Origin of the sequence: Bradyrhizobium sp. WSM471 (genome assembly GCF_000244915.1) — a bacterium.
Classification (GTDB): domain Bacteria; phylum Pseudomonadota; class Alphaproteobacteria; order Rhizobiales; family Xanthobacteraceae; genus Bradyrhizobium.
On sequence record NZ_CM001442.1, the window covers coordinates 3,354,705 to 3,368,644 of the forward strand.

Annotated in this window: 14 protein-coding genes; 5 read left to right on the forward strand and 9 right to left on the reverse strand. The window is 64.4% G+C overall.

Annotation, left to right across the window (positions count from 1 at the left end):
- Positions 1-6: 6 nt before the first annotated feature.
- Together BRA471DRAFT_RS14575 and BRA471DRAFT_RS14580 are read right to left on the reverse strand one after the other, a co-directional pair.
- Entirely contained in the window at positions 7-609 is a 603-nt protein-coding gene (locus BRA471DRAFT_RS14575) for a thiamine pyrophosphate-dependent enzyme (RefSeq protein WP_007608378.1), read from the reverse strand.
- A gap of 11 nt (positions 610-620) precedes the next feature.
- Positions 621-1,187, reverse strand: a complete 567-nt coding sequence (locus BRA471DRAFT_RS14580) for a thiamine pyrophosphate-binding protein (RefSeq protein WP_007608380.1) — start codon at positions 1,185-1,187, stop codon at positions 621-623.
- 278 nt (positions 1,188-1,465) lie between these two features.
- Here BRA471DRAFT_RS14580 and BRA471DRAFT_RS14585 point away from each other — a divergent pair, with 278 nt between their 5' ends.
- Complete coding sequence (locus tag BRA471DRAFT_RS14585) at positions 1,466-2,515, forward strand: hydroxyacid dehydrogenase (RefSeq protein ID WP_007608381.1); 1,050 nt, start codon at positions 1,466-1,468, stop codon at positions 2,513-2,515.
- 159 nt (positions 2,516-2,674) lie between these two features.
- On the forward strand, positions 2,675-2,887 hold the full coding sequence (locus BRA471DRAFT_RS38855; RefSeq protein ID WP_007608382.1) for a hypothetical protein: 213 nt from the start codon (positions 2,675-2,677) through the stop codon (positions 2,885-2,887).
- 4 nt (positions 2,888-2,891) lie between these two features.
- On the opposite strand, the gene BRA471DRAFT_RS14595 is transcribed toward BRA471DRAFT_RS38855, so the two are convergent.
- The 6 genes from BRA471DRAFT_RS14595 to BRA471DRAFT_RS14620 all read right to left on the reverse strand — a co-directional run bounded on the left by BRA471DRAFT_RS14595 (position 2,892) and on the right by BRA471DRAFT_RS14620 (position 10,267).
- The gene (locus BRA471DRAFT_RS14595; RefSeq protein ID WP_007608383.1) at positions 2,892-3,467 is read right to left on the reverse strand and encodes a GNAT family N-acetyltransferase; all 576 of its coding nucleotides are present in this window, start codon (positions 3,465-3,467) and stop codon (positions 2,892-2,894) included.
- 6 nt (positions 3,468-3,473) lie between these two features.
- Entirely contained in the window at positions 3,474-5,831 is a 2,358-nt protein-coding gene (locus BRA471DRAFT_RS14600) for an Orn/Lys/Arg decarboxylase N-terminal domain-containing protein (protein ID WP_007608384.1), read from the reverse strand.
- Between the two features lie 102 nt (positions 5,832-5,933).
- Positions 5,934-8,135 carry a xanthine dehydrogenase family protein molybdopterin-binding subunit gene (locus BRA471DRAFT_RS14605; protein ID WP_007608385.1) on the reverse strand — a complete coding sequence of 734 codons (2,202 nt, stop codon included), beginning with the start codon at positions 8,133-8,135 and terminating at the stop codon, positions 5,934-5,936.
- 7 nt (positions 8,136-8,142) lie between these two features.
- Positions 8,143-9,159, reverse strand: a complete 1,017-nt coding sequence (locus BRA471DRAFT_RS14610) for a xanthine dehydrogenase family protein subunit M (protein ID WP_007608387.1) — start codon at positions 9,157-9,159, stop codon at positions 8,143-8,145.
- On the reverse strand, positions 9,156-9,647 hold the full coding sequence (locus tag BRA471DRAFT_RS14615) for a (2Fe-2S)-binding protein (RefSeq protein WP_007608388.1): 492 nt from the start codon (positions 9,645-9,647) through the stop codon (positions 9,156-9,158). The genes BRA471DRAFT_RS14610 and BRA471DRAFT_RS14615 overlap by 4 nt, the downstream gene beginning before the upstream one ends.
- A gap of 140 nt (positions 9,648-9,787) precedes the next feature.
- On the reverse strand, positions 9,788-10,267 hold the full coding sequence (locus BRA471DRAFT_RS14620; RefSeq protein ID WP_007608389.1) for an Lrp/AsnC family transcriptional regulator: 480 nt from the start codon (positions 10,265-10,267) through the stop codon (positions 9,788-9,790).
- Positions 10,268-10,401: 134 nt separating this feature from the next.
- On the opposite strand from BRA471DRAFT_RS14620, the gene ald reads away from it, so the two are divergent.
- On the forward strand, positions 10,402-11,517 hold the full coding sequence (ald, locus tag BRA471DRAFT_RS14625) for an alanine dehydrogenase (RefSeq protein WP_007608390.1): 1,116 nt from the start codon (positions 10,402-10,404) through the stop codon (positions 11,515-11,517).
- Between the two features lie 9 nt (positions 11,518-11,526).
- Here the strand turns inward: ald and BRA471DRAFT_RS14630 are convergent, their stop codons facing one another.
- Positions 11,527-12,162: a 2-hydroxychromene-2-carboxylate isomerase gene (locus BRA471DRAFT_RS14630; protein WP_007608391.1), complete on the reverse strand. Its 636-nt coding sequence runs from the start codon at positions 12,160-12,162 to the stop codon at positions 11,527-11,529.
- Between the two features lie 239 nt (positions 12,163-12,401).
- Here BRA471DRAFT_RS14630 and BRA471DRAFT_RS14635 point away from each other — a divergent pair, with 239 nt between their 5' ends.
- Together BRA471DRAFT_RS14635 and BRA471DRAFT_RS14640 are read left to right on the forward strand one after the other, a co-directional pair.
- Positions 12,402-12,581, forward strand: a complete 180-nt coding sequence (locus tag BRA471DRAFT_RS14635) for a hypothetical protein (RefSeq protein WP_231171117.1) — start codon at positions 12,402-12,404, stop codon at positions 12,579-12,581.
- 149 nt (positions 12,582-12,730) lie between these two features.
- Positions 12,731-13,789 (forward strand): YeiH family protein, encoded by a 1,059-nt coding sequence (locus BRA471DRAFT_RS14640; protein WP_007608399.1) that lies wholly within the window; start codon positions 12,731-12,733, stop codon positions 13,787-13,789.
- Positions 13,790-13,940: the final 151 nt, after the last annotated feature.

The following is a 13,940-nucleotide window of genomic DNA, read 5'->3' on the forward strand; positions in this document are numbered from 1 at the left end:
GAAACGTTAAAGCGGCTCGCGCACGCCAAGGCCGTGCATGAAGCGTTCCCGGATTTGTACGGGATCGCGTCGGGTGGCGCCGACGCCGGGCTTGTCATCGATGCGGACGGCGATCAGGCTGGGCTCGCCGACCGACATGGCTTGCTCGACCAGACGCTCGAAATCCTCCTCGTCTGCGGCCCAGGCGCTGTTGGCAAGCCCGGAGCCGGTCGCGATGGCGACGATGTCAGCTACGTTCGCGGCCGGCGTCGGCTGCGCGCCGGTGATCTGGTAGATGCCGTTGTCCATCACGATCATGACGAGGTTCTTCGGCTTCAACGCTGCAATCGTCGAGAGCGCGCCGAGCTGCATCAGCAGCGAGCCGTCGCCTTCGAGCGCAAAGACGCGCCGGTCCGGCTGCGCCAGCGCCACGCCCAGCGCGATCGGAAAGGCGAGCCCCATGCTGCCGAGCATGTAGAAATTCTGCGGACGGTGGCCGGCGGCCCAGAGGTCGAAATTGGTGTTGCCGATGCCGCCGATCACGGCTTCCTCGTGCTCGAGTTTCGCGATCAGGCGCGAGGTGACGTCGAAGCGGTTCATCACTTTGGTGTTGCGCGCGTCGGTATTCATTTGGGCCGGCCTCACTTGTCGAACACCTTGCCGCCCGTGAGCAGCGGGTTGAGGATCAGGGCCACCGGCGCCTGCGTCGTGACGGCCTGCTTGATCGAACGGTCGGCAATGAATTCGAGCTCGTCGAGCCGGGTGATGGTGTGATGCTCCAGCGCCAGCGAATCCAGCACCGGACGCATGGTGCGGCAGACCAATGACTGGCCGTAGTTGAACTCGCCGAGCGTGCCGCGCTCGGACACGAACATGATCAGTGGAATCTGGTAGGGCACCGCGAGCGAGGCCAGCACGTTGGCGAGCGTCGCAAAGCCCGAGGTCTGCATCAACACCGCGCCCCGCCGTCCGCCCATCCAGGCGCCCGAGACGATGCCGACGGCCTCCTCCTCACGGGCGGTGGCAAAGGTGGTGAAGAAGGGATCGGCATGCAGGTTCTTGATCAGCGGCGTCAGCACGCGGTCGGGCACGTAGGGGACGAGGCTGATCTCGTTCCGCTTCAGCGTTTGTAGGATGATGCCGTGCCAGCTCTTGTCCCTGGAGGTCTGCGCCGCCTCGGACGAGGTTTGTTGCTCCGCAATCGGCATTGCGTTCTCCCTTCGGCCGCGCATGCTTCTTGGTCTTTGCCATTGTCTTGGGCGTTGTCTTAGCCCTTGTCTTGGCCGTCGCGGCGGTCTGCCGAACTTGACGCAGGCAGCGGGATTGTCAACATGTCCGGGCTGCACCGTGATCTGCGCCAGACGGCCTGCCGCGGCCGGTGCCGCCGTGTCATAAGCGGCAACAACAAGAGAACGGAGGAACGCATGACAGGAGTGCGCGAAGCGCTGGCCCTGCGGATCTCCTGGAGAGAGCCGGAAGGGTCCTGATGTCCGTCAACAGCAAGCGCGTCTTCTACGTCAAATATCTGGCCAACCCGATCTATATCGACATTCTGAAGGCGCGGCCCGATGTCCGGCTCGATCGCATCGAGAACGAGAGCCCCGAGGAGTATTTCGCGCCGATCATCGAAGTGGCTCATGTCTACCAGATCGGCGCGGCCCGTGACGAACTGGCCCCGCACTTTCATGTCGATGCTGCCTTCCTGAAGCGCGCGCCGAACCTGCTGCTCGTCTCCAGCAACGGCGCGGGATTCGATCCTGTCGACGTCGAGGCCTGCACCGATGCCGGCGTGCTGGTCGTCAACCAGTCCGGCGGCAACGCCCACTCGGTCGCCGAGCATGCGTTGGCGATGATGCTGACGCTGTCCAAGCGCATCATCCAGTCCGATCGCAAGCTCCGCAGGGAGTCCAACGTCAACCGCAACGAACTCGTCGGCAACGAGATCGAGCACAAGACCGTCGGCATCATCGGCCTCGGCAATGTCGGTCGCCGCATCGCCGCGTTTTGCAAGGGCCTGTTCGGCATGAAGGTGCTGGCCTACGATCCGTACCTGACGGCCGAGGTGATGGCCGAGCGGGGCGGCGAGAAGGTCGAGCTCGACGAGCTCTTGCGCCGCGCCGATTTCGTCTCGATCTCCTGCCCGCTCGACAAGGGCAGCCGCAACATGATCAGCGTGCGCGAGTTTGGGTTGATGCAGCCGCATGCGTACTTTATCACCACCGCGCGCGGCTTCATCCACGATGAAGATGCGCTGCTCCAGGCATTGCGTGACAAGCGCATTGCGGGCGCCGGTCTCGACGTCTGGTCCAAGGAGCCGCCGCCGCCGGAGCATCCGCTGCTCCAGTTCGATAATGTGCTGGCGAGCCCGCATACGGCCGGCGTCACGATCGAGGCGCGGCAGAACATGGGCCGGATCGCCGCCGAGCAAGTGCTGCAGACGCTCGACGGCAAGCGCCCGCCGCGCATCATCAATCCCGAGGTCTGGCCACGCTATGCGGAGCGATTCAAGCAGGCGTTTGGTGTGACGCCGGCGTAGTCGGCTGTCGCTTTGTCCTTCCGTGGGCGGCGCTCCTGCCGCCTAATGATCGGCGGGGGGGGGGAACCGCGCCCGACTTTGATCCGCGTCAAAATCTCCCTCCCGGATTCCGCCTAAATGGGATTAGAGTGAGCGCCGCCGGGGCAGGCAGGAGGTCCCATGTCAACTTATGTGGTCAGGTTCATGAAGGACGTGCTCGGCCAGTACGGCCGGCAGATCGAGGTGTGCCAGGGCACGCTCGAGATCGACGCTTCCGACGAGGACGAAGCCAGAGAGCGGGCGAAGGCGAGGTTTTGCGAGGACCAGGCGTTGCACCACTGGTCGTTGCATGCCGACCGCATCCAGGTCAGACCGGCTGACTTTCCATCGTGAGGGCCTAGCGCCGGGGCGCCGTGACAGGTGGCGCAGTGACGCCAGCGCCGAGCGAGCGCTGTACCATGACGGTGTCGGACCAGTGACCGTGGCGATAGGCGACACCACGCAGAAGGCCGGCGCGCGCGAAACCGAACTTCTCGTGCAACGCCAGCGAGGGGGCATTGTCGGCATCGATATAGCCAATCATCTGGCGGAAGCCGGCGGCTGCACAAGCATCGATCAATTCCTGGAGCAACAGCCGTCCGACCCCGCGGCCAAGATGCTCGTGGTGGACGTAGATCGAATGCTTGGCGGTGTAGCGATAGGCTGGACGCTTGCGGAACAGCACGGCGTAGGCATAGCCCACGACTTCGCCGCGGTAGGCCGCGACCAGATGCGGCAGGCGGGTCTGCTTCAGGTTCTTGCGCCGGTCGCGCAGATCGTCCGGCTCGGGCGCACCGGTTCCCTCGACGTCGCGCGGCACGCCGTTGCGGACGTGATGGCGGTAGATCGCCAGCATCGCCTCGACATCGCTCTCGCGTGACGGCCGGACCAGGACCGGCCCGTCATCCGGGCGCGCAACCGCAGTTTCGTTCATCGGCACCTACTCGGTAACGACGTAAGTATAGAGCCCGATGCGCCCCTGCGCATCGATCTCCTTGTAGACGCCCTGGATTTCTACGTCGAAGCCCGGGAACGTGTTGAAGCAGGTCTCGAACATCTTGAGATAATCCAGCATGGGCTTGGCCCGTTCCGTCAGCCGCTCGCCGGGCACGATGGTGGCGATGCCGGGGGGATAGACCACGAAGGGTGTGGTGGCGATACGGCCCGTGATCGCCTCGATCGGCAGATAGTCGACATCGTTGCGGAACAGGTAGCGCGCGGCATCGCGGGGCGACATCGCGATGTCAGGCATGTGCTCGGGCATGAACTGTCGCGCCTGAAGCGCGCTGACGTCGGCGGCGCGAAAGAATCGGTGCATCTCGCCGCAGAGGTCGCGCAGCCGCACGCCGGCATAGCGCGCCTGCCGCCGCTGGGAGAACTCCGGGATAACGTCCGCAAGCAGCGCATTGTCGTCGTGCAGCCGCTTGAAGGCGACGAGACCGGAGATCAGCGTGCCCGCCTTGCTTGCCTCGACGCCCGGGGTAAGCAGGAAGAGCAGGGAGTTGAGGTCGTTCTTCTCGGGGACGATGCGGTTCTCGCGGAGATATTGCGCGACGACCGGAGCGGGGATGCCGTGATCGACATAGCCGCCGGTGATGCGATCGAAGCCGGGCGTGAGCAGCGTCAGCTTGTTCGGATCGGTCATGGCGAAGCCCTCGCTGAGGCCAGGGAAGCCATGCCAGGCGCTGTCGGGGGAGAGCTGCCACAGCGCAGGATTGGTGGCGAGCTCGTCGGTGGAGAGTGTTTCCCAGGCGACGTTGTGCGAAGCGCCGGCGTGGCTGACATCGGGAATGGCGACGCGATCGGGGACGAAGGGTTCGAAGAACCAGCGCCGGTCCGGATTCTGCTCCTTCTCCTCGAACTCCCTGCGCATCGCGCGGATCTTCTTGCGCAGCTCGATGCCGAGCCGGATGGTGTCGTCCCACAGCACTTCGCCGGAGCGGCCCTTCATCATCTGCGCGCCGACGTCGAGCGAGGCGAACAGCGGGTAGAATGGCGACGTGGAAGCGTGCTGCATGAAACTTTCATTGAAGCGGCGGTGCTCGACGCGTCGCTTCTGGCCGCGGATGTGACGATCCTTGATGTGGATTTGGGATGCCTGCGAGAAGCTCGCAAGCTGCTTGTGGGTCGACTGCGTCGCGATGATCCCGGGTGCCTCGGGGGGAAGGTTCGCCAGCCCCATGGCGAAGCGGCCTGCATAGAGCGGGTGGAACTTCATGAAGCCGGCCCAGGCCTCGTCGAACAGGATGTACTCGCAGAGATGGCCGATGCGCTTCAAGATCATCTCGGCGCTGTGGATGGTGCCGTCATAGGTGCACTGCTCGACCACGGCGACGCGGAACGGCCGTTCCTTGCGCCAGGCGTCCTTGTCCGTGACCAAGGGATGATTGCGGATTGCCTCGCGCAAGGTTTTCTCGTCCAGCATGTCCCAGCGCATCGGGCCGATCAGGCCCCAGGCATTGCGGATGGTCGGCACGTAGACCGGGACGCCGCCATTGATCATCAGCGCGCCGTGATGGGCGGCCTTGTGGTTGTTGCGGTCGAACAGTACGAGATCGCCGTCGGTGACGAGGGCGCCGAGCGCAACCTTGTTCGAGGTCGAGGTGCCGTTGAGCACGAAATAGGTCTTTTCCGCGCCAAAGATCTGGGCGGCTTCCTTCTGTGCCTTCAACGCCGGTCCTTCATGGGTTAGGAGGTCGCCCAGGTCGAGCACAGAATTGTCGAGATCGTCGCGGAACACGGACTCGCCGAGATGTTCGACGAAGACCCGTCCGATGGGGCTGCGGTTGTAGAACACGCCGCCATTGTGGCCCGGACAGGTCCAGAGCTGGTTGCCCTCCTCGGCATAGTCGACCAGCGCGCCGAAGAACGGCGTCTTCAGCGTCTCCGCATATTGCTTCAGACGGCTGATCAGGTTCTTGGCGATGAAGGTCGGTGTCTCCTCCGACAGGAAGACATAACCGTCGATGAAGTCGAGCACCTCGACCGGGAGATCCTCGAACCGCTTGCGCCGGATCAGGAGGATGATCGGGAAATCGAGGCCGCGTCGCCGCATCAAATTGATCAGCGCCGAGGTCTTGCCCTCCAGGCCCTTCTTGCCCCAATCCACCACCATGCAGCCGATCGCGGCATCGGTCTGCACCGCCATCTCCGCGTCCTCCAGCTTGCGGGCGCGAACGACCTCGAAGCCGGAACGCTGGATCTCCTCGATGATCTGGTTGAAGCGCACGCCTTCGAGGTCGTCGGCGTCGAACACAGGTGCGGCGAACAGGAAGTTGAAGCGCTTGAAATAGTCCATTGTCCATCCCGAATGTGCGAGACCGACAGGTCTCGACACATTTGATGACAGCTGGATGACAGGGGCGCGATCCCGAGCGAGCCGGGTCGGATGACCGGCGGCTCAGTCGAGTAGCTTGTCCAGTGTGATCGGGAAGCGGCGGATGCGTTTGCCAGTGGCGTGATAGACGGCGTTCGCGATCGCGGCCGGGACGCCGACGATGCCGATCTCGCCCAGCCCCTTGATGCCGAGCTTGTTGATACGATTGTCCGGCTCGTCGACGAAGATCACGTCGATGTCGTGAACATCCGCATTCACGGGAATGTGGTACTCGGCGATGTTGGCGTTCATGATCCGGCCAAAGCGGTGATCCATCACCGTCTCCTCGTGCAGTGCCATCCCGATTCCCCAGACCACGCTGCCCATGATCTGGCTGCGGCCAGTCTTGGTGTTGAGAATCCGCCCGGCCGCGACGGCGCTCACGACCCGCGTCACGCGGATGACGCCCAGCTCTTCGTCCACCTTGACCTCGGCAAAGACGGCTGAATGGGTATTGCGCGCGTGCTTCTTGTCCTCACCGAACTGGTTGAGCTTTTCCTTCTCGATGCGTTCGACGCCGCCATGGCGCATCGCGTCGGCGATCGAGACCGCACGGCTGGTGTCGCTGGCCCCGGCAATGCTGCCGTCGATCAGGACCGTATCGGCCAACTCGGCGCCGGCAAGCGGCGAGCCTGGGATTTTCCCGGCCAGACCTAACAGCTCCTTGCGCACCTCCTCGGCGGCTGCGAGCACCGCATGTGCGCTCGAGGCAGCCATCCAGGAGCCGCCCTCGACCGGCGCCTGCGGCAGACTGGAATCTGCGAGCCTGACGCTGATGTTCTCGATCGGCAGGCCCAGCGCATCGGCCGCGACCTGCGCGACAATGGTGTAGGTGCCGGTGCCGATGTCGGATGCGGCGCAGGACACCTCGGCATGTCCGTTCGACGTCAGCACGATACGGACGGCGACCGGCATCTGCAGTGCTTCCCACACACCCGTCGCCATGCCCCAGCCGACCAGATCCTTGCCGTCGCGCATCGAGCGCGGTGCAGGATTGCGTTTGCTCCAGCCGAAGGCGTCCGCGCCGCGCGCGTAGCATTCGCGCAACTGCTTGCTGGTGTAGGGCAGGTTTTCGCTCTGGTCGCGATCCGAGTAGCACTTCAGCCGCAGTTCGATCGGGTCGAGCTTGAGTGCCACGGCGAGCTCGTCCATCGCGCATTCGAGCGCGCAGACGCCCGACGCCGCGCCCGGTGCGCGCATGTCGCAGGGCGTGGAGACGTCAAGGTGAACCAGCTTGTGGGAGAAGCGGCTGTTCGGGCTCTTGTAGAGCTGTTCGGCCCAGCCGGTATCGTTGCGTGCAAAATCCTCATAGCGCGAGGTGACGGCAGTGGCCTCGTGCGTGACCGCATCGAGCGTACCATCTGATTTCGCGCCCAGCGCGACGCGTTCGATGGTCATCGGCCGGTAGCCGAGCCCGTACATCTGCTGCCGCGTCAGCACGACGCGAACGGATCGCTTCAGCGCGAGCGCGCCGAGCGTTGCCAGTACCACCTGATATTGCGGCCGCAAGCCGGAGCCGAAGGCGCCGCCGACGTATGGCGAGACCACGCGAATGTCATCGGGCTTCTTGTCGAACACGCTGCAGAGAAATTTGTGGACGTTCTGGACGCCTTGGGTCTTGTCGTAGATCGTGAGCTTGCCACTGCTGTCCCAGACCGCCGTGGTCGCATAGAGCTCCATCGGGTTGTGATGCTCGGTCGGTATCACGTAGTCCGCCTCGTGGCGCACGTCAGCTCCCGCAAGGGCGGCTGCGGCGTCGCCGCGCGGCTTATGCGGCTTGTCCTTCTCGGCAGCGTTGCTGCGCTCGCCTTCGAGGTCGGTCGCAAAACCATGCTGCTCATATTCGACCCGCACCAGCGTCGCGGCGAATTTCGCGGTTTCCCAGTCCTCTGCGACGACAAGTGCGATCGGCTGGCCGTTGAACTTGATCGTGTCATCGTAGAGCGGGCGGAAAGGCGACCCGTCCGGTGCAACCTCGTCCTTCCAGGACTCGTCGTTGTCGGCGAGCGGCGGACGGTTCGCATGCGTGAGCACGTCGAGCACGCCCTCGACCTGCAGCGCCGCACTGCTGTCGAGGCGTGCAATGCGCCCGCGTGGAATGGTGGCCTCGACGACGAAGCCATGGAGGAGCCTGTCGGCCGGAAATTCGCCGGCGTATTTGGCGGCCCCGGTGACCTTGGCCCGGCCGTCCACACGCGACGTTGGCGTTCCGACATAAGCGTTCATGGGGTCCTCACGCGATCTTCTTGTGGGCCTGAGATTGCGGCGTGGCGTTCGCCGCCTGTGTCAGCGTCCGCACGATGGCGCGGCGTGCGAGTTCGACCTTGAAGCCGTTATGGGAGCGGGCCGTTGCTCCCTGGAGCAAGAGTTCCGCGGCGCGGGCGAAATGGTCGGGCGTCGCGGCCTGGCCGCGCAACGCCGCTTCGGCTTCGAGGCTGCGCCAGGGCTTGTGAGCCACGCCGCCGAGCGCCACGCGTGCCCCGCTGATCGCGTTGCCCTGCAATTCGAGCGCGGCGGCAACCGAGACCACAGCAAAAGCATAGGACATGCGGTCGCGAATTTTCAGATAGCTGTTGTTTTGAGCAAAGCCGCCCGGCGGGAGTTCGATCGCCGTGATGATTTCGCCGGTGCCGAGATTGGTATCGACATGAGGCTTGTCGCCGGGCAGCCGATGGAAATCGGTCAGCGCGATGGTGCGTTCGCCGGAGGGACCCGCGATGTGCACGCGCGCATCGAGCGCGGCAAGCGCCACGCTCATATCGGATGGATTGGTGGCGATGCAGGCGGCGCTCGTACCCAGGATCGCATGGTTGCGGTTCAGCCCGTCCATCGCCGAGCAGCCGCTGCCGGGATGTCGCTTGTTGCAGGGCGTGGCCGTGTCATAGAAATAAGCGCAGCGCGTTCGCTGCATCAGATTGCCGCCAACGGACGCCATGTTGCGCAATTGCGCCGAAGCGCCGGCCAGAATGGCGCTCGCGAGCAGGGGATAGCGCTGCTCGATCAATGGATGGTAGGCGAGGTCCGAGTTCGGCACCAGGGCGCCGATGCGCAAGGACCCGCCGGGTGTCTCCTCGACCTTGCGCAGCGGCAGGCGGGAAATGTCGATCAGCCGAGTGGGGCGTTCGACATTCTCTTTCATCAGGTCGATCAGATTTGTGCCGCCGGCAATGAGTTTTGCGCCGGGATCGGCGGCGAGCAAGCGGATGGCGTCGGCGACATCATTGGCTCGAGCGTACTGGAAGTTGTTCATGGCTGGCCCATTGCCTGCTGGATGGCGGCGACGATGTTCGGATAGGCGCCGCAGCGGCAGAGGTTTCCGCTCATCAACTCCCGGATCTCGTCGGCATCTTTGGCACGGCCTTCGGCGAGCAGTCCGGCCGCCGAACATATCTGTCCCGGCGTGCAATAGCCGCACTGGAAGGCGTCATGGTCGATGAAAGCCTGTTGCAGGGGATGCAGCGCGCCATCCTTGGCAAGACCTTCGACGGTCGTGATCTCCGCGCCGTCCTTCATGACGGCGAGCGTGAGGCAGGAATTGACGCGCCGGCCGTCCACCAGCACCGTGCAGGCGCCGCACTGACCATGGTCGCAGCCCTTCTTGGTGCCGCTCAGCGCAAGATGGTCGCGCAAGGCATCGAGCAGCGTGGTCCACGGCACGAGATCGAGCGTGTGACTGACGCCGTTGACGACAAGCTGAATCGGAATGCGTTCGGGAATCTGATGCGTGAGATCGCCCATGTCCTGCTCCCTGCGACGGCGACGATGCCGGACGTCAGCCGTGTCGACGCGGGGGGCACGCCTCCGACGGCCAATAGCGCCCAACGGACCACCGGCCGGTTGGTTCCTTGGAGGCAATTCGCCTTTCCGAGAGGTTGCGGTCAGCGCTTTGCTTCGCCGAACACCACATTCGGCACGGCGCGGTTGACAACCTCGCGCAGCGCGAAGCTCGATTGTACCCGCGCGACGCGCGGCAGGCGCGACAGCTCCATGCGGTGGATGCGCTCGAAATCCTGGATGTCGCGGGCGAGCACGATCAGAATGTAGTCGTCGGTCCCCGACATCAGGAAGCAGCGCACGACGGACGGGCATTTCACCACCTCCGCCTCGAACGCCTTCAACGCCTCGTCGCTCTGGCTTTCCAGCGCGATACGGACCAGCACCGTGGTGGTGAGGCCGAATTGTGCGAGGTCGAGTGCGGCCTGATAGCCCTGGATGTAGCCGTCGTCCTCGAGCGTCTTCTGCCGCCGCGCGAGCGCGGTGCTGGACAGGCCAACCTTGTTGGCGAGCTCGGTGTGGCTGGCCCGCGCATTGGTCGTGAGTTCCGCGAGAATGGCGAGATCTTTCCGGTCGAGGGCCAAAGTTTCGTTTCCAGCGTGAAAGGGCGTTTGCGCGCCGGAAACCGGCGCAGGGAGGCCAAAGCTAGCGGATATTTGCACGAAACCAAACCGGGCACGTCGCTACGATCATGAGGTGAATCAAAAGGAGGCCCGGGATGCGCGTCGGTGTGCCCAAGGAAGTCAAAGTGCAGGAATATCGCGTCGGACTCACTCCGGGTGCGGTCCGCGAATATGTCGCGGCGGGGCACGAGGTGACCGTCGAGACCGGCGCGGGCGGCGGCATCGGCGCCTCCGACGAAGTCTATCGGCGGGCAGGGGCCTCCATTGCCGAGAGCGCGCGCGACATCTTCGCGAAGTCCGACATGATCGTGAAGGTGAAGGAGCCCCAGAAAAGCGAGTGGGCCCAGCTCCGCGAAAGCCAGATCCTGTTCACCTATCTCCATCTCGCGCCGGATCCCGAGCAGGCCAGGGGTTTGCTCGCCTCCGGCTGTACTGCGATCGCCTATGAAACCGTCACCGACGCGGCCGGTCACCTCCCCCTGCTTGCGCCGATGAGCGAAGTCGCCGGCCGCCTCGCCATCGAGGCCGCCGGCGCCGCACTCAAGCGTTCGGCCGGCGGCCGCGGGCTGCTGCTGGGCGGCGTTCCCGGTGTGCAGCCGGCGCGGGTCGTCGTGCTCGGCGGCGGCGTGGTGGGAACGCAAGCCGCGCGCATGGCCGCAGGCCTTGGCGCCGAGGTCACCGTGATCGACCGTTCTATCCCCCGCTTGCGCGAACTCGATGATCTCTTTGCCGGGCGCGCGCGCACCCGCTTCTCCACCATCGAGTCAGTCGAGGAGGAGGTGTTCGCTGCCGACGTCGTGATCGGCGCGGTGCTGGTGCCGGGCGCGAGTGCGCCCAAGCTCGTCACGCGTGCGATGCTGGCATCGATGCGACCGGGCGCCGTGCTGGTCGACGTCGCCATCGATCAGGGCGGCTGCTTCGAGACCTCGCACCCGACCACGCATGCCGATCCGACCTATCTGGTTGACGGCATCGTTCATTATTGCGTGGCCAATATGCCCGGCGCGGTGCCGGTGACGTCGAGCCAGGCGCTGAACAACGCGACGCTGCCGTTCGGCCTGATGCTCGCGAACAAGGGCTTCGCGGCGGTGCTGGAAAACCCACATCTGCGCAACGGACTGAATGTGCATCGCGGCCGCATCACCAACAAGGCGGTGGCGGAGAGCCTAGGGCTGGAGTTTGCTCCGGTGGAGAGTGGACTGGCGGCGTAGCGTTGCTGTTCATACCGGCTTGCGATGGCGGCTGCCGAGCGCGGCCTCGATCGTCCCGGGCTTCTCGATGCGTTCGATCAGCATGTCGATGCGGTCGCCGCCCCAGAACAGCTCGCCGTTGAACACCATGGTCGGTACGCCGAACACGCCAAGCGCTTCGGCCTCGTCGATGATGCGGTCGTGTTCGGCGCGGGCAGGGCCGTTGACGTAGGCTTCGAACTCGCTGGCTGAGCCACCGCAGGACGTGATGACGTCAGTGATTGCGGCGAGATCGTCGATCTCGAGCTCATGGCTCCAGAACCGACGAAACACCGTGTCGTGATAAGGCCGGAAGAAGCCGTGCTGTTGGGCGAATAGCATGCCGACGCTGGAGTAGAACGCGTCGTAGATCCGCCGGGGACCTTTCATGACGAGCCCTTGCGCATTGGCATAGCGCCGTGCGTCCATATAGGCGTAGCGCACCTTGCGCCAGAAATGCGGCGTGCGCTCTTCCACGGTCCCCATGAATTCGGCGACGCGCAGCGTATAGGGCAGCCATTCGAGCTCGACGCCGTGCGTCTCCTGCAGTTCGAACAGGCGCTTGTTGGCGACGAACGCGTAGGGGCTCTTGTAATCCGTGTAGATGCGCACGCGGGAGTTTGGCATAGGCAGATTCCTTTCATAGCGCGGCGCTACCTGCCAACCGGGGCGCGGGTGCTAAAATAGGCCGGAAGAAGAAAACTATTGCCCCGGGTCCGTCCGGCGGAAGGAGTTTCCCCTCCGGGAGGCAAAAAAGCCAATCGCTTCCATTGCTGTTTGGAGCCGAAACGACGACATTTCCATCAGAAATTGATGGATTGATTGCTATGGAACGCACCAGGTTTGAGCCTTTCGGCGAGCAATTGGTGTCCGCAACGGACACCCAGCCGCGCTCGCGCGGGTCAAAGCTTCTGCTGCGGGTCGGTACCGGCCTGTTCTGGTCGCTGGTCGCCGGCATTGTGCTGGCGCGCGCGGCCTTCTTCGAGCCCGGCGTCTATGACGGCTTCAGCCGCGTGGCCTCGCTTGCCAAGAGCTTGATCTTCTAAGGCGCGCCTGATCTTCTAAAGGGCGCCTGACCTTCCGAGCCGGATTATTCCGGGCTGAGGATAGAACTTCCCTCGGCTCTGATATGTCGAAAACTTATTTCCCAATCGGCTGGCGCTGCGTATAAATCCTTCTCCTCTGGGAGAGATTTGTGTCGCAGAATCAAGCATCCAGCCCGGCCGACGCCAAGCCGACCACGGCCACCAGCCGCATCGTAGCGCTGATTCCCGGGATCCTCCTCTGCATCGCCGTGGCCGGCGTTTCGGCCCTGCTCGAACGGGCGGAATTGGGCGTCTTCGAACATCCCTATGTCGAGGCGCTGGTGATGGCGATCTTGCTTGGCATGGCCGTGCGCAGCTTCTGGAAGCCTGCGCCGCGCTGGCAGTCCGGCATCGCCTTCAGCGCCAAGCAACTGCTCGAAGTCGCCGTCATGCTGCTGGGGGCCTCGATCAGCTTTGCCGCGATCGCTGCGTCCGGCGTCGCGCTGTTGGCATCGATCGCAGCCATTGTCGTGATCGCGCTCAGCGTCTCCTTCGGCATCAGCCGCCTGCTCGGTCTCTCGACGCGGCTCTCGATCCTGATCGCCTGCGGCAACTCGATCTGCGGCAACTCGGCGATTGCGGCGGTGGCGCCGATCATCGGTGCCAACAATGACGAGATCGCATCCTCGATCTCCTTCACCGCGATCCTCGGCGTGATGATGGTGCTCGGTCTGCCGCTGCTGATCCCGCTGCTGCAGCTATCGGCCACGCAATACGGTATCCTCGCAGGCCTCACCGTCTATGCCGTGCCGCAGGTGCTGGCCGCGACGGTGCCGGCCGGGCTCGTCTCGACGCAGATCGGCACGCTCGTCAAGCTGATGCGCGTGCTGATGCTCGGGCCGGTCGTCGTCGGCCTTTCGCTGACGGCCTCGCGCTGGCACAGCGACGCCAAGAAGACCAATGTCGGCTTTTTCCGCCTGGTCCCGTGGTTCATTCTTGGCTTCCTTGCGCTGGCGACCCTGCGATCCCTGGAGATCGTGCCGGCCACGGTGGTCGGTCCGGTGACGAAGATCACCAGCTTTCTCACGGTGGTGTCGATGGCGGCGCTGGGCCTGGGTGTCGACGTCCGTGTGCTGGCCAATGTCGGGGGCAGGGTGACGGCGGCCGTGACGTTGTCGCTGTTGCTACTGCTCGGCATCAGCATCGCGCTGGTGCACTGGTTCAAGTAGAAGCAATCGCGCGGCGATGGCAGTGCACCCTCTCCCCCTTGTGGGAAAGGGTGGCTCGCCGCGCAGCGGCGAGACGGGTGAGGGGTTCTATCCGCGAGTCAATCTGTAGCAGAGAGCACGCGGAAGCATACCCCTCATCCGGCGCTTCGCG

What these genes read in the sequence shown, in the direction of transcription:
- BRA471DRAFT_RS14615 (WP_007608388.1), bottom strand. Translation starts at nt 9,647, where the DNA reads ATGGGCGATCTCACGCATCAGATTCCCGAACGCATTCCGATTCAGCTT.
- ald (WP_007608390.1), top strand. Translation starts at nt 10,402, where the DNA reads ATGCGCGTCGGTGTGCCCAAGGAAGTCAAAGTGCAGGAATATCGCGTC.
- BRA471DRAFT_RS14630 (WP_007608391.1), bottom strand. Translation starts at nt 12,162, where the DNA reads ATGCCAAACTCCCGCGTGCGCATCTACACGGATTACAAGAGCCCCTAC.
- BRA471DRAFT_RS14605 (WP_007608385.1), bottom strand. Translation starts at nt 8,135, where the DNA reads ATGAACGCTTATGTCGGAACGCCAACGTCGCGTGTGGACGGCCGGGCC.
- BRA471DRAFT_RS14575 (WP_007608378.1), bottom strand. Translation starts at nt 609, where the DNA reads ATGAATACCGACGCGCGCAACACCAAAGTGATGAACCGCTTCGACGTC.
- BRA471DRAFT_RS38855 (WP_007608382.1), top strand. Translation starts at nt 2,675, where the DNA reads ATGTCAACTTATGTGGTCAGGTTCATGAAGGACGTGCTCGGCCAGTAC.
- BRA471DRAFT_RS14610 (WP_007608387.1), bottom strand. Translation starts at nt 9,159, where the DNA reads ATGAACAACTTCCAGTACGCTCGAGCCAATGATGTCGCCGACGCCATC.
- BRA471DRAFT_RS14595 (WP_007608383.1), bottom strand. Translation starts at nt 3,467, where the DNA reads ATGAACGAAACTGCGGTTGCGCGCCCGGATGACGGGCCGGTCCTGGTC.
- BRA471DRAFT_RS14580 (WP_007608380.1), bottom strand. Translation starts at nt 1,187, where the DNA reads ATGCCGATTGCGGAGCAACAAACCTCGTCCGAGGCGGCGCAGACCTCC.
- BRA471DRAFT_RS14600 (WP_007608384.1), bottom strand. Translation starts at nt 5,831, where the DNA reads ATGGACTATTTCAAGCGCTTCAACTTCCTGTTCGCCGCACCTGTGTTC.
- BRA471DRAFT_RS14585 (WP_007608381.1), top strand. Translation starts at nt 1,466, where the DNA reads ATGTCCGTCAACAGCAAGCGCGTCTTCTACGTCAAATATCTGGCCAAC.